General features: G+C 66.7%; 12 protein-coding genes. 8 read left to right on the top strand and 4 right to left on the bottom strand.

Translation table 11 applies throughout. The features are described 5' to 3' along the window. The first annotated feature begins 36 nt into the window (after positions 1 to 36). Together pseB and pseC are read left to right on the top strand one after the other, a co-directional pair. Positions 37 to 1,143 carry a UDP-N-acetylglucosamine 4,6-dehydratase (inverting) gene (pseB, locus tag WDM91_22010; protein MEI9997287.1) on the top strand — a complete coding sequence of 369 codons (1,107 nt, stop codon included), beginning with the start codon at positions 37 to 39 and terminating at the stop codon, positions 1,141 to 1,143. Then, positions 1,136 to 2,305 carry a UDP-4-amino-4,6-dideoxy-N-acetyl-beta-L-altrosamine transaminase gene (gene pseC, locus WDM91_22015; protein MEI9997288.1) on the top strand — a complete coding sequence of 390 codons (1,170 nt, stop codon included), beginning with the start codon at positions 1,136 to 1,138 and terminating at the stop codon, positions 2,303 to 2,305. The genes pseB and pseC overlap by 8 nt, the downstream gene beginning before the upstream one ends. A gap of 2 nt (positions 2,306 to 2,307) precedes the next feature. Here pseC and WDM91_22020 read toward each other — a convergent pair whose 3' ends face one another. Continuing rightward, positions 2,308 to 3,183: an aldo/keto reductase gene (locus WDM91_22020; protein MEI9997289.1), complete on the bottom strand. Its 876-nt coding sequence runs from the start codon at positions 3,181 to 3,183 to the stop codon at positions 2,308 to 2,310. Between the two features lie 61 nt (positions 3,184 to 3,244). Here WDM91_22020 and WDM91_22025 point away from each other — a divergent pair, with 61 nt between their 5' ends. Both WDM91_22025 and WDM91_22030 read left to right on the top strand, forming a co-directional pair. Beyond that, the gene (locus WDM91_22025; protein MEI9997290.1) at positions 3,245 to 4,150 is read left to right on the top strand and encodes an ABC transporter ATP-binding protein; all 906 of its coding nucleotides are present in this window, start codon (positions 3,245 to 3,247) and stop codon (positions 4,148 to 4,150) included. Continuing rightward, positions 4,147 to 5,517 (top strand): hypothetical protein, encoded by a 1,371-nt coding sequence (locus tag WDM91_22030; protein ID MEI9997291.1) that lies wholly within the window; start codon positions 4,147 to 4,149, stop codon positions 5,515 to 5,517. The genes WDM91_22025 and WDM91_22030 overlap by 4 nt, the downstream gene beginning before the upstream one ends. Here the strand turns inward: WDM91_22030 and WDM91_22035 are convergent. Together WDM91_22035 and WDM91_22040 are read right to left on the bottom strand one after the other, a co-directional pair. Next, positions 5,502 to 5,873, bottom strand: coding sequence for a DUF6285 domain-containing protein (locus tag WDM91_22035; GenBank protein MEI9997292.1), 372 nt, complete (start codon positions 5,871 to 5,873; stop codon positions 5,502 to 5,504). The two genes, WDM91_22030 and WDM91_22035, sit on opposite strands and share 16 nt — an antisense overlap. Before the next feature lie 2 nt (positions 5,874 to 5,875). Next, on the bottom strand, positions 5,876 to 6,874 hold the full coding sequence (locus WDM91_22040) for a phosphotransferase family protein (protein MEI9997293.1): 999 nt from the start codon (positions 6,872 to 6,874) through the stop codon (positions 5,876 to 5,878). Positions 6,875 to 6,963: 89 nt separating this feature from the next. Between WDM91_22040 and WDM91_22045 the strand changes: the two genes are divergently transcribed. Beyond that, entirely contained in the window at positions 6,964 to 7,572 is a 609-nt protein-coding gene (locus WDM91_22045; GenBank protein MEI9997294.1) for a hypothetical protein, read from the top strand. Here the strand turns inward: WDM91_22045 and recG are convergent. Continuing rightward, on the bottom strand, positions 7,569 to 9,653 hold the full coding sequence (recG, locus tag WDM91_22050; protein MEI9997295.1) for an ATP-dependent DNA helicase RecG: 2,085 nt from the start codon (positions 9,651 to 9,653) through the stop codon (positions 7,569 to 7,571). The genes WDM91_22045 and recG overlap by 4 nt on opposite strands. A gap of 63 nt (positions 9,654 to 9,716) precedes the next feature. Here recG and WDM91_22055 point away from each other — a divergent pair, with 63 nt between their 5' ends. The 3 genes from WDM91_22055 to WDM91_22065 are packed head-to-tail and all read left to right on the top strand — an operon-like array spanning position 9,717 to position 14,424. Beyond that, a complete protein-coding gene (locus WDM91_22055) occupies positions 9,717 to 10,013 on the top strand; it encodes a succinate dehydrogenase assembly factor 2 (GenBank protein ID MEI9997296.1) in 297 nt (98 codons plus the stop codon). Next, entirely contained in the window at positions 10,001 to 13,489 is a 3,489-nt protein-coding gene (mfd, locus tag WDM91_22060) for a transcription-repair coupling factor (GenBank protein ID MEI9997297.1), read from the top strand. The genes WDM91_22055 and mfd overlap by 13 nt, the downstream gene beginning before the upstream one ends. Further along, positions 13,486 to 14,424, top strand: coding sequence for a hypothetical protein (locus WDM91_22065; GenBank protein ID MEI9997298.1), 939 nt, complete (start codon positions 13,486 to 13,488; stop codon positions 14,422 to 14,424). The genes mfd and WDM91_22065 overlap by 4 nt, the downstream gene beginning before the upstream one ends. Positions 14,425 to 14,435: the final 11 nt, after the last annotated feature.

The raw sequence follows: 14,435 nt of genomic DNA on the forward strand, positions 1-14,435 counted from the left end.
CGGAGAAGACTGGCACGGTCGAAAGGACCCCTTGCCATGAGCAAACCCGCCGTCGCCCTGGCGCGCATCCCGGCTCCGCTGCCGGATGAGCCCGCGACACCTGCCTTGCCGCCCGCCTCGTTCCGGGACTTCAGCCAACCTTGGCTCGATCTCAACGACAAGTCGATCCTGGTGACCGGCGGGACAGGCTCTTTCGGCAAGCATTTCCTCAAGACCGTCGTCGCCCGCTACAAGCCGCGCCGCGTCATCATCTATTCCCGCGACGAGCTCAAGCAGTCCGACATGCAGCTCGAATTCCCCATGACGCAATACCCGTTCATCCGCTACTTCATCGGCGATGTCCGCGACCGCGACCGCCTCGATCTGGCCCTTCGCGACGTCGACTACATCATCCACGCCGCTGCGCTGAAGCAGGTTCCGGCCGCGGAATACAATCCCTTCGAGTGCATTCGAACCAACGTATTCGGGGCGGAGAATATCGTCTATGCCGCGCTCCGCCGCAATGTGAAGAAGGTCATCGCGCTCTCCACCGACAAGGCCGCCAATCCCGTCAACCTCTATGGCGCGTCGAAGCTCGCCTCGGACAAGATATTCGTCGCCGCCAACAACCTGTCGGGCCATGACGGCACCAAGTTCTCCGTCGTGCGCTACGGCAATGTGTTCGGATCGCGCGGCTCGGTCGTGCCGTTCTTCCGCAAGCTCATGGCGGACGGGGCTGACAGCCTGCCGATCACCGACCCGCGCATGACGCGCTTCTGGATCACCCTGACGCAGGGTGTGAATTTCGTGCTCTCCAGCATGGAACTGATGCGCGGCGGTGAAATCTATGTGCCGAAGATCGCCTCGACCACGATCACCGATCTCGCGACCTTGATCAGCCCGAAGCTGGCGCAGCATATCGTCGGCATCCGTCCGGGCGAAAAGCTGCACGAGACGATGATCCCGGCGGACGACGCGCACTGGACTGTCGACATGAACGACCGCTATGTCATCCTGGCGAGCTTCGCCACGGCCGCGCGCGAGGCCTATCTGGCGCGGGGCGCCGTACCGGTGCCTGAAGGCTTCTCCTATTCGAGCGATACCAATCCCGAAGCGCTCGACGCCCGCGGTCTCCAGACCCTTCTGCAGATGGCCTATGCCTGATCGCGACGCTCCGGTTCAGGCACGGAATTTCCTGCCCTACGGGCGGCAGGAGATCGGCGATGCCGACATAAAGGCCGTCGTCGAAGCCCTTGCGTCGGACTGGCTGACGACCGGTCCGCGAGTCGGGCAATTCGAAAGGGCATTCGCGGGCTTCTGCGGCGCCGCCGAAGGCGTCGCCGTGAACAGCGGCACGGCCGCCCTGCATGCCGCGATGCGCGCGCTCAAGGTTGGTCCGGGCGACGAGGTCATCGTGCCGGCGATCACCTTTGCCGCATCGGCCAATGCTGCCGTCTACGAAGGCGCCACGCCCGTCTTCTGCGACGTGGAAGCCGACACGCTTCTGATCGATCCTGCACGTGTGGCCGCGCTCATCACGCCCCGGACCAAAGCCATCGTTGCGGTCGACTATGGCGGACAGCCGGCGGACTACGACGCCTTGCGGACGCTGACGAAAGGCAGGAACATCGCGCTGGTTGCCGATGCCTGTCATGCGCCCGGCGCGACCTACAAGGGGCGCCCAGTCGGGACGCTCGCAGACGTAAGCTGTTTTTCCTTCCATCCCGTCAAGCACCTGACCACCTGCGAAGGCGGCATGACGCTGACGGACGATCCGTCGTTGGCCGCTCATATGCGCCGCTTCCGCAACCATGGGATCGACAGCGATCATCGCAAGCGCGAGAGCGAGGGGACCTTCGCCTATGACATGGTCGAGCTGGGCTACAACTACCGGCTGCCCGACGTGCAATGCGCCTTGGGCTTGGCGCAGCTGAGCCGCTTGCCGCAATGGGTCGCGCGGCGCCGCGCCGTTGCGGGATGGTACGCCGAGATGCTGGCGGACCTGGATCATGTCGGGCCACTAGGCGTCCACTCGGACCGAAAGCATGCCTATCACCTTTACGTCGTGCGCCTGGATTTGACGAAATTGCCGATCGACCGGGCGAAGGCGTTTGCGCATTTGCGGTCGCGCGGCATCGGCGCGAACGTGCATTACGCACCGGTCTACCTCCACAGCTTCTATCGTGCGCGGGGCTATGAACCGGGCTTGTGTCCCGTGGCCGAAGCGACATACCGCGAAATCCTCACGCTTCCGATGTTTCCTGCGATGGAGCGATCCGACGTGGCGCGCGTGGCCGATGTGCTGCGCGAGTTGAGAAGCCTCTAGCCTTACCAAGCCGACGGCGTCAGCACGACGTCGTCGGCGAGCGCGCATGCCGGCCAGTCCAGTTGCGGCGCGGGTGCCGCGGCGGCCTCGAGGATTTCATCGAGCTCGGCAGGCGTGGTGACGCCGACAATGGCGATATCGACCTCCGGCCGATCGAGCACGAACGCCAAGGCCGCGGCCAGCGGAGTCGTTCCGGCTTCCCGCATCGTCTCTCGCAGTCGATGCAGATGCGGCGCGGCCGGGCGCAGCCTGGGCGGAAGCTTGTCCTCGGGAAGAAACAACAGCCCCTGCAGGAACAGCGAACGGGCGTGGACGTCGACGCCCAAATCCTTGATCTCGGCCAGTGCGCCGGTCTGCACGAGCCGCTGGTCGAGCAGGCTTAGCGGTATTTGCATGGCGTCGGGCCGAAAGCGGCGTGCCAGTGCCGCCGGGTCGTCGGCGGCATAGGCGGAAATCCCGATCCTCCCGAACAGCCCCTCCTCGCGCAAATCCAGAAGAGCGCGCCACAGGCCATCGCCATCATCGCCCAGCAGGTCGCGCGCCGAATGCACCAGCAGGAAATCGACAGGCCGCCGTTTCAACGTCGTGGCGGACCGGCGGGCACGGGCGACGACGCCGTCGAGGCCATTCGCAAGGCCGATCGTCTTGGTGACGATACGGAACGGCGCGGTCAACGCTGCCAAGTCGCCCAACACGGCCTCGGCCGCGCCATATCCTGCCGCCGTGTCCAGCGTCCGCATGCCCGCTGCTGCCGCGCGGGTGAGGATCGCCGCCACCTCTCCCGGCGGCACCCGGCCGCGCGCGTTGGAAACGCCGTAAGCTTGCCCGAACTGGACGGTCCCCAGCCCCAGCCGTGCGACGCTGTTCTTTCGAGTCATGCCGCTATTCCGTCACATCGGAGGCCGATATGATAGCTGCGTCGCGTCCCAATCCCGGCAGATGATCGAAGTCGAAGACCTTGTCTATGAGTATCCCGCCACGCGGGCCCTGAAGGGTGTGTCGCTCACCGTTTCGGAGCAAACCATCACGGCCTTGGTCGGGCCAAACGGAGCCGGCAAGACGACCTTGCTGCGTTGCCTGGCCGCGCTCGACGACCCCTATTCGGGACGGGTGCGAATCGACGGCCTCGATACGGTCGAGAGCCCCCGCGAAATCCACGCCAAGCTCGGCTATCTGCCGGATTTCTACGGTCTCTATGACGATCTGACCGTCCGCCGCTGCCTGACCTATGCCGCGCGTTCGCACGGCATCGCGTCGGCGCTGACGTCCGCGGCGGTGCAGACGGCCGCCGGCCGGGTCGGCTTGCTGGACCGGCTCGAGTCCCGGGCGGGAGAGCTGTCGCGTGGCCTGCGCCAGCGCCTCGCGATCGGCCAAGCCATCGTGCATGAACCCAAAGTGCTGCTGCTGGACGAGCCGGCCGCAGGCCTCGATCCGCAAGCGCGGCGCGACTTGTCGACGCTTTTGATCGCGTTGCGCGATCGGGGCATGACGCTGGTCGTCTCGTCCCACATCCTTGCCGAGCTGGAGGATTATTGCTCGGAGATGATCATCATCGAGAACGGACGGATCGCTGGCGGCAAGGCGATCAAGGTGCGCGACGACGCCCGGCCCCGCTACCTGATCGAGCTGGCGACGGCGCGCGCCGACTTGCGGGATTTTCTCGCCGCCAAGGGTGCGGACGTCGTCGAGGCCGACCAGACCAGGGCCGTCTTCATCTTTACACGCAATGCTGGAGCGCGAGCGAAGCTGCTGCGGGATCTGATCGGTGCCGGCTTCGACGTGGCGAGCTTCGCCGAGACCGGCAAGGCGTTGGAAGATGCCTATTTCGCGCGGGTGGGTGCATGAATCCCGAATTTACGCGCAATCTCTGGCTTGAAATGACGACGCGCCGCGTCGCGCTGATGGTCGTCCTGCTTGCGTTGCTTTTCTTTGCCGCGGCCTTGACGGGTGGAGAATGGGCTCCGTCGGAGGTCGCACTCGTGCTCTATTACGTCATCGTCGTGGTCTGGGGTACGCGGAGCGCGGCACTGGCCGTCGTGGGGGAGATTCGCGACCGGACCTGGGACGGCCAGCGCCTGTCGTCGCTCGGCGCGGGCATGATGATGTGGGGCAAGCTGTTCGGCGCCACGGTCTACAATTGGTTCGGCGGCGTGATCTGTCTTGTTTTCGTCCTCGCCGCTGTCTTGGAGCGCCATGGCGCGGTGACGGCGGTGATCGAGCTCTGCTATTTCATCGGCATCGGCGTCATCGCCCAGGCGGCGGCGCTTCTGGCAAGCCTGGTTGCGGTCGCGCGGCGGCACAACCATTCCCGGTTCGGGATGTTCGTTTACCAGCTGGCAGGCCTCGCGGCGGCATTGGCTGTGTTCCGCGTGTGGGAGGTGGCGGATCCCGTCACGTCCGTCCTCGAACACGTGGCCGTCATCGATACCATTCCCTGGTGGGGCACGGCCGTTGATGCGCGCGTCTTCCTGCTGGTTTCGCTCGCCATCTTCTCGGCCTGGACTCTGGCGGGTTGCTATCGCGAGATGCGGCGAGAGCTCAAGCTGCGCAACGGGCCGCTGGTTTGGTTGGCGTTCCTGCTGTTCATGGGCGTCTACGTCGCCGGCTTCGACGCATGGCTGTCGCCCAAAATGACCGCATGGGACGCCGTGGGGCTTCGGCTGCTGCTGGCGGGAACGGCCTTCGGCATCTTGACCTATCTTATGGTGCTTCTCGAACCGAAGGACCGCGTGCACTACCGGTGGATGCTGGCGCAGTTGCGCGGCGGCAGGATCGGCGGCCTGCTTGCGGGTGCGCAAGCCTGGATGATGAGCTATGGCGCGACCTTCGCGGTCGCGGCGGCGCTGTCGCTCTGGTTGTTGCGCGATCCCCTGGCGGCGCGGGAAGGGCAGCCGCTGATCGTTGCCGCCATGGGCTTTGTCACGCGCGACGTTGCCTTGTTCGTCCTGCTGCAAACCGCATCGACCCGGCGACGCGGCGACGTGGCGGCGCTGACCGTCTTGTTCGCGCTATACGTGCTGGTGCCATACATCCTGGCGGCGTTGAAGGCCGACAGCGTGTTGTTTCTATTCTATCCGCAGCGGCAGGCGCCGGGCTGGATCGGCGCGGGCGCGGCCTGGGCCGAAGCCCTGGTCGTCCTGGCCGTGACGCTGACCCGGCTTGGGCTGCCCATGCGGGAGGCGGAAGCGCCGATCGTTCAATCGGCCAGATAGCGTCTCAACCCGCCATAGCCGGGCTGATCGATCGCGACCTTGTCGCGGGTCGTGAGCGCAAGATGGTCGGCGAGGCCCGGCGTTTCGAGGTCGAGGCGCCCTTCCCGGATCGCGGCGCACAATTCGCGGTTCAGCGCCTCCAGCCGGCCGTCATGGCCGAGCAGTCCGACAAGGCGGGCGCGCTCCGCCTCGCCGGCGCCGCCGCCATATTCCAATTCCCGAGCCACGATGCCGAGCGCATTGGCGGCGACGCGGGCATGGAAAGCCGTGTGGCCCTTCAGTTCGGGCATGGCACGCTGCTCCAGGAAGTCGCGCACCGCCGTGACGAGTTCGAGGATGGAAGGTTGATCCATCATGCTCAGAGCTTTCCCCGGATGATCAGGTTGACCAGGTCGATCTCGTTCTCCGAAGAGCGCCGGCCGATGGCGGCACGCTCCACCGAGCGGTCGCGCACGAAGCCCTGGTACATGCTCATGCACATCACGCCCCATTTGAGCGAGCCGTAGACGATCCAGGTGCGCGCGTCTTCCTCGCTGACATGTCCGCCGCCCGCGGCTTCGTAGCCTGCAAGAAGATCGGCGAGATCGCCGAAGCCGCCCACGACTTTCTCCTGAACGCCGAAACGCCAGGAGTTGGTGCAGATCCATCCGATATCTTCCAGCGGGTCGCCGATATGCGTCAGTTCCCAGTCGAGCGCCGCTTCCACGCCCTGGGGTGAGATCAACAGGTTTCCGTGCCGGAAATCGCCATGCACCAGCGTCTGGCGCTGGGCGCCGGCCATGCGCGGCTCCAGCCATTTGAACGCCATCTCGAAGACGGGATGGGGATAGTCATAAAGATCGTAGGTATCGCGGTAGCGACGCAGCTGTGTCGGGCCGTCGACCGCAGGGAGTGCAGCGCGCAGCGCCGGCGTCAGCTCTACGGCATGGATGCGCGCCAGCACTTCGCCGCATTGCCGCGCGAGGTCGCCGCGCACCGCGTCGAATTCCTTGTCGCGGAGTATCTTGCGCGCGATGGTCTCGCCGGAAAGACGGTCCATCACATAGCCCTGGCCGATGGCGTCCTGCTCCCGAAGGACATAGCGCACGCGCGGCGCGCGCACGCCGGCAGCGCGCGAGGCTTCGATGGCGACGGCTTCGGTCTCCAGTGGAACGGCGGTCGATGTTTCGCTCGCGACGCGCGGCGCGCCGCCCGGCGTGCGGCGGAGGATCAGCGGAATCGTGCCGGCGTCCGTCACGGCGTCGAACGACCAGGTCTCCTGGCTCGCGCCGCCCGAGAGCCGCGTCATTGCTTGGAGGCGCGCGCCGGGAAGGGCCCCCTGGAGGGCGCTTTGCAAAGCGGGAACAAAATCTGTCATGGCCGAATCCTACACGATACCGTTGCGGAACCTGCAACCGCCGCCGGCACCGTGCTATAGTTTCCCTGCACCGCAGGGTGGTCATCTCTATGGTTCAGGTTCGCCGTGACGGCGCGTTTGCGCGCCGGTTGCTGTTCCTTGTGCTGGCGGTCTCCTGGCCGGCGGCGGCCGCCGCCGCGCCCTATAAGCCGTGGTCCGTCACGGTCTATTTCGGGCCTTCGACCACCAAGTTCTTCGGTGCGGTATTCACCTCGGGCCGGTTCGAGGCGACCGGCGCGATGCTGGGGGTCGCGGGCGACGCCCGGCTCACCTATCTGGGCGCAGGCATCTCGCTCGCGGCGGAAGCGCAAGTCACGCAGTACTGGTTCGGCCATCGCAACACGAGTGTCGCACTCGGCCTCGGCTTCCAGGCCAACGCGCCGTTTGGGATCAAGGGCACGCGCTTTTCGGTCTATGACGGTCCGTCCTATGCGTTCGATCCGCCCCACACGTCCATAGGCTATCACTCCGTCGTCTATCCGGCCGCGCGGGTGAGGTTCCTGAATTATATCGGCATGGAATATGCGGTGGCGTTGTCGCGGACATCGTCCTGGGACGGCGTGATCCGACTTTATCATCGCTCCGGTGCGTGGGGCGTTTACAGCGATCACGACGACGACGGCCTGGCGGTCGGCTTGGGGCTCAAATACCGGTTCTAGCCGGCGCGCAGGTAGCGGACCGCCTCGTCGCGGCCGAACAGATAGAGCAGGGTGCGCAGGTGCTGGCCGCGCTCGCTCTGCAGATCGGGGTCGCGGGCCAGGACGAGCTGCGCATCGTCCCGTGCCACGGCGAGCAGGTCGGCGTGCACCGTAAGATCGGCCAGGCGGAATTCCGGCATCCCGCTCTGGCGCGTGCCGAGCAGTTCGCCGGCGCCGCGCAGGCGCAAATCCTCCTCCGCGATCACGAAGCCGTCATCGGTCTCGCGCATCGTCTTGAGGCGCGCCTTGGCCGTTTCGCCCAGCGGACCGTGATAGATCAGCAGACAGCTCGAACGGCCGGCACCGCGCCCGACCCGGCCGCGCAATTGATGGAGCTGGGCGAGCCCGAAACGCTCGGCATGCTCCACGACCATGATGGTCGCCTCGGGCACATCTACGCCGACCTCGATCACGGTCGTAGCGACGAGGATCGAGGTCTCCCCAGCCTTGAACTTCGCCATCGCCGCGTCGCGCTCGACGCCTTTCATCTTGCCGTGCACAAGGCCGATCTTCGTGCCGAGCACACGCTTGAGCATCGCGGCACGCTCTTCGGCGGCGGCAAGATCCAGCTTCTCGGACTCCTCGACCAGCGGGCACACCCAATAGGCGCGTGCGCCATTCGCGGTGGCCTTGCGCAGATGCTCGATCACCTCGTCGAGACGTTCGGCGGAGATCGTCCTGGTCTCGACAGGTTTGCGTCCGGGCGGGCGGCCGGTCAGACGCGAGACGTCCATGTCGCCATAGGCGGTCAACGCCAAGGTCCGTGGAATGGGCGTCGCGGTCATCACCAGCACGTCGGCCGGCCGGCCCCCCTTGCCCTGCAACAGCATGCGCTGGTGCACGCCGAAGCGGTGCTGCTCGTCGATCACCGCGAGGCCGAGATCGGCGAAGGCAACGTCCTCCGAGAACAGCGCATGCGTGCCCACCAGGATGTCGATCTCGCCTCTTGCGAGCGCGGCCAGCGTCGTCTCGCGGCTCGAACGCTCGCGGCCGGTGAGAAGGCCGAGGCGTACGCCGGTCGCCTTGGCATAGGGTTCGAGCGACGCCATGTGCTGGCGCGCGAGAAGCTCCGTCGGTGCCATCAACGCGCCCTGCGCCCCTGCCTCGACGGCATTGAGCAGCGCCAGGAAGGCGACGATGGTCTTGCCGGCACCGACGTCGCCTTGCAGCAGGCGCAGCATGCGGGTGGGCGCGGCGATATCGGCCTCGATCTCGGCCAGCGCCGCGAGCTGAGGCTCGGTGAGCGCGAAGGGCAGGGCGGCGATGGCTCTGGCCTTCAGCCGGCCATCGCCTTGCAGCGCACGGCCCTTCTTCGCCTGGCGCATCTGGCGGCGGATCAGGAGAAGCGCGAGCTGGTTGGCCAGCAACTCGTCATAGGCGAGGCGCAGGCGGGCCGGCGTCTCGAGACCGAGTTCGGCTTGGCCTTGCGGCGCGTGCAGGGCTGCGAGGCTGTCATGGAACGGGCGCCATCCACGCTGCTTGAGGAAGGCGGGGTCGTCCCACTCGGGCAGCGCCGGAACTTTCTCGATGGCGCCGCGGATCGCCTTGGTGAGCGGCTTGAGCGTCAGGCCTTCGGTCAGCGCATAGACCGGCTCGTGCAGCGGCAGGCCGCCTTCGTCCTCGGGCGCGACGATATGGTCGGGATGCGTCATCTGCAACGTGTCGCGGAAGCGCTCGATCTTGCCGCTGACGATGCGGCGGCTGCCCACCGGCAGCTGCTTGTTCAGATAGTCGGCATGGGCATGGAAGAAGGTGAGTTCGAGCAGCGAGGTATCGTCGGAGCAGATCACGCGATAGGGCTGGCGCCGGTCGCGGGCCGGCTGGTGGCTCAGGACGTTCACGGCAACGGTGGCGATGCGGCCCAGTTCCGCCTGCGCGAGTTTCGGACGATAGGAGCGGTCGATCAGGCCGACCGGCGGAAAGAAGACCAGATCGACCAGGCGCGGCCCCGCGAGGCCCGAGATGAGCTTTTCCAGCTTGGGCCCGACCCCGCCAAGGGTGCGGATTTCGGCGAAGAGGGGAAAGAGAATCGCGGGGCGCATGGTGCGGAAAACAATATGGTCGCGGGCGGTTGTTCTCAACGGAACGCATGCTATATCGGCCCCATGACGGATGCGGAAAACGGTGGGTCTTTCGGGGCCCGCCGCAAACGGCTTTTGTTCCGGGCTCAGCGCCGGGGCTTCAAGGAGGTCGACCTGATCTTCGGCGTCTTCGCGGCCGAGGAGCTGGCCGGCATGTCCGAAGCCGAACTCGATCAGTTCGAGGCGTTGCTGATCGCGCCCGACCAGGAAGTCTATGCCTGGCTGCGCGGTCATATCGAGCCTCCGCCGGAATTCGACACGCCGCTGTTCGGCCGGCTGAAAGCCGTCTGCAGCCGCAAAGAGCCCAAATGGAACGTGTAGACTACATCGCCAAACAGCCGGGGCGGTTCGCCGTCACCGGCGCGCCATCGGGATACGATGCGTGGCTGGCCGTCGAGGCGGCACAGCGGATGCAGAGCGTGGTCGTGTTCGTCGCGTCGGACGACGTGCATGCCGCCGCGGTGGTCGAGGCGGCGACGTTCTTCGCGCCGGCGCTCAGCGTGCTGTCCTTCCCCGCCTGGGACTGCCTGCCTTACGACCGCGTCTCGCCCAAGCCGGACATCGAGAGCACGCGGCTGGCGACGCTGGCGGCGCTGGCGCGCGACGACGGGCCGCGCACCGCGCTGGTGGTCACCACGGTGAACGCCGTGCTGCAGCGCGTCCCGCCCAGGGACTGGATCGCGCAGGCGAGCTTCTTCGCGCGCGCCGGGCATGCGGTCGACCGCGAGCGCATGGTCGCGTTCCTGTCGGGCAACGGCTATGTGCGCGCCAGCACGGTGCGCGAGCCGGGCGACTTCGCCTTGCGCGGCGGGATCGTCGATCTGTGGCCGCCGGGGATCGCGCAGCCCCTGCGGCTCGACTTCTTCGGCGAAGAGCTCGAAGCGATCCGCCGCTTCGACGCCGAGACGCAGCTCTCGTCGGACCAGATCGGCGAGATCGAATTGCTGCCGGCCAGCGAAGTGCCGCTCGGCAAGGACGAGATCAGCCGGTTCCGCGCCGGCTATGTCGCAGCGTTCGGCCCGGCGCACGACGACGATCCGCTCTACGAAAGCGTCAGTGCCGGACGCAAGCATCCCGGCATGGAGCATTGGCTGCCGCTGTTCTATGAGCGGCTCGACACGTTCTTCGACTTCGTGCCGCGCGCCCTCATCCTGCTCGGACACGAAACGGAAGAGAGCAAGACCGCGCGTCTCGAGCTGGTGAAGGACTATTTCGAGACCCGCGAGCAGTTCCGCCGGCCCAAGCCGGACGAGAAGCAGACCATCAAGGCGCCGCCCTACAAGCCGCTGAAACCCGCGACGCTCTATCTCATCGATGCCGAGTGGACGGCCGCGCTGGCCAGGCACAATGTGCGCGACCTGTCGCCCTTCCAGGCGCCGGAGTCGACCAGGTCGGTCGATGCCGGCGGCCGCCAGGGACGCGACTTTCAGCCCGAGCGCGCGGCCGGCAAGGTCAATGTCTTCGAAGCGGCGGCGGAGCACATCGCGGCGCTGCAGAAGGCCGGCAAGCGCGTCGTCGTCGCGTCGTGGAGCGCCGGATCGTCGGAGCGCATGGGCGGCGTGCTGTCGGATCACGGCGTGCCGGCGATCCGCGCGGTGGCGAACTGGCCGGATGCGCGCAAGCTGCATGGCGATGCGGTCGGCATCGCGGTGCTGGGCGCGGAGCGCGGCTTCGAGGCGCCGGATTTCGCGATCCTCTCCGAACAGGACATCCTGGGCGACCGCATGGTGCGGGCGCAGACGCGGGCGCGGCGGGCGCAGAACTTCCTGCAGGAAGCATCGAGCCTGGCGCCGGGCGACCTGGTCACGCATATCGAGCATGGCGTGGCGCGCTATCTGGGCCTCAAGACCATCGACGCGCTGGGCGCGCCGCATGATTGCCTGGAACTGCAATACGACGGCGGCAAGCTCTTCCTGCCGGTCGAGAACATCGAGCTGCTGACGCGCTATGGCGCGGAGGAAGGCAATGCCCAGCTCGACCGGCTGGGCGGCGCCGGCTGGCAGCAGCGCAAGGCGCGCGCCAAGGAGCGGGTGCGCGAGATCGCCGCCGAGTTGATGCGCATCGCGGCGGCGCGCGAGCTCAAGACGCTGGAGCCGGTCGATCCGCCGTCCGGGCTCTATGACGAGTTCTGCGCCCGCTTTCCCTGGCAGGAGACCGAGGACCAGGAGAAGGCCATCGCCGACACGATGGAGGACTTCGCCAAGGGCCGGCCGATGGACCGGCTGGTGTGCGGCGATGTCGGCTTCGGCAAGACCGAGGTCGCGCTGCGCGCCGCCTTCGCGATCGCGATGAGCGGGCAGCAGGTTGCGGTCGTAGTGCCGACCACGCTGCTGGCACGGCAGCATTTCCGCAACTTCTTCGAGCGCTTCAAGGGCTTCCCGGTCATGGTGCGACAGCTCTCGCGCTTCGTCGACGCCAAGGAGGCCAAACAGACCAAGGCCGAGCTGGCGGACGGCAAGGTCGACATCGTCGTGGGCACCCATGCGCTGCTCGCCAAGACCATCCAGTTCCACAACCTCGGTCTCGTCATCGTCGACGAGGAGCAGCATTTCGGCGTGACGCACAAGGAACAGCTCAAATCGCTGAAGGCCGACGTGCATGTGCTGACGCTGACCGCGACGCCGATCCCGCGCACCTTGCAGCTGGCGCTGTCCGGCGTGCGCGACCTGTCGCTGATCACCACGCCGCCGATCGACCGGCTCGCGGTGCGCACCTTCGTGACGCCGTTCGATCCGCTGGTGATCCGCGAGGCTCTGCTGCGCGAGCATTATCGCGGCGGGCAGAGCTTCTATGTCGCGCCGCGCATCGCCGACCTGCGCGAGGCGGAGGAGTTCCTCAAGGCGACGGTGCCGGAGGTCAAGGTCGCGGTCGGGCACGGCCAGATGTCCGCCCATGTCCTCGAAGAGGTGATGACGGCGTTCTACGAGCGCAAGGTCGACGTGCTGATCTCCACCAATATCGTCGAAAGCGGCCTCGACATCCCGACCGCCAACACGATGATCGTGCACCGCGCCGACATGTTCGGCCTGTCGCAGCTCTATCAGCTGCGCGGCCGCATCGGGCGGGCCAAGCAGCGCGCCTATGCCTATCTGACGACGCCGGCGGACCGGAAATTGACCGACACCGCGGCGCGGCGGCTCGAAGTGCTGCAGTCGCTCGACCAGCTCGGCGCCGGATTCTCGGTCGCGAGCCACGACATGGATATCCGCGGCGCCGGCAACCTGCTCGGCGAGGAGCAGTCGGGCCATGTCCGCGAGGTCGGCATCGAGCTCTACCAGGAGATGCTGGAAGATGCCGTGGCGCAGATGCGCATCGGTGACGGTGCGGCGGAGATCGCCGACCAGTGGTCGCCGACGATCAATATCGGCGCCGCGGTGCTGATCCCGGAAACCTATGTCGCCGACCTCAATGTCCGCATGGCGCTCTATCGCCGCCTGGCGGGGATCGAGAGCCGCGAGGACATCGACCGCTTCGCCGCCGAGCTGATCGACCGCTTCGGAGCGCTGCCGGACGAGGTCAAGCACCTGCTCGACATCGTGGCGATCAAGCAGCTTTGCCGCATCGCGCTGGTCGAGAAGATCGATGCGGGGCCGAAGGGCGGCACGATCGCCTTCCGCGGCGGCCAGTTCCCCAACCCACTGGCGCTGGTGAAGCTGATCAGCGCGCATGCCGGCACCATGAAGGTGCGGCCGGACCAGAAGGTCGTGGTGACGCGCGACTGGCCGTCGCCGGAATCGCGGATGAACGGCATCAAGAACCTGATGGGCCAGCTCGCGAAGCTGGCGGTCGCGGCGTGAGCGCGTTCACGGACGCGCTCGAAGCCGGCGATCTCGCCGCGATCCGCGCATGTCCTAAAGCCGACCTGCACATGCACTGCGCCGGCGGCGGCAACCGCGCCTTCATCCGCAGCCGCACCGGACGCGACATCGCGCCGGTCGCTGTGCCGCTGGACTCGATGGGCGCGATGCATGCGTGGTTCGCCGCGCATATCGGCGATCTCTTCAAGGGCGCCGACGGCATGCTGTTCAGCATGGAAGCGGCGCTGGAGCAGGCAAAGGCCGACGGCATCCGCCGTATCGAACTGGGCATCGATGTCTGGGCGATCACGCAAGGCTTCGCGTCGGCCGCCGACATCAGAGACCGGCAGATCGCCTGCCATCGCGCGACCGCGCCGGAGGTGGCGTGGCTGCCGCAGCTTTCGATGTCTCGCCATTGCAGCATCGCCGCGCTCGACCGCTGGCTCTCGCCGTTCCTGGAACTCGGGTTCTACCAGACCTTCGACCTGTCGGGCGACGAGCTGGTCCAGCCGATCGAGCGCTTCGTACCGCTCTACGCCAAGGCGAAGGCCGCTGGCCTGCGGCTGAAGGCGCATGTCGGCGAGTGGGGCACGGCACGCGACGTGCAACACGCGGTCGAACGGCTCGACCTCGACGAGGTGCAGCACGGCATCGCGGCGGCGGACGATCCGGCCGTCATGCGGTTTCTCGCCGACAATGGCATCCGGCTGAACATCTGTCCGACCTCCAACTTGCTCCTGGGACGGGTCGAGAATCTTGGGAGGCATCCGATCCGCAAGCTGTTCGACGCCGGCGTGATCGTCACCGTCGCCTCCGACGATGCGCTGATCTTCGGCAACGGCGTGTCGGAGGAATTCCTCGCGCTCCGCCGCTGCGGTTTGTTCAGCGCGGCGGAACTGGACCAGATCCGGCACAACGGTCTTTCGGACGTCTGAGTCCCCTTGCG

Source organism: Rhizomicrobium sp., from assembly GCA_037200385.1.
GTDB lineage: Bacteria > Pseudomonadota > Alphaproteobacteria > Micropepsales > Micropepsaceae > Rhizomicrobium.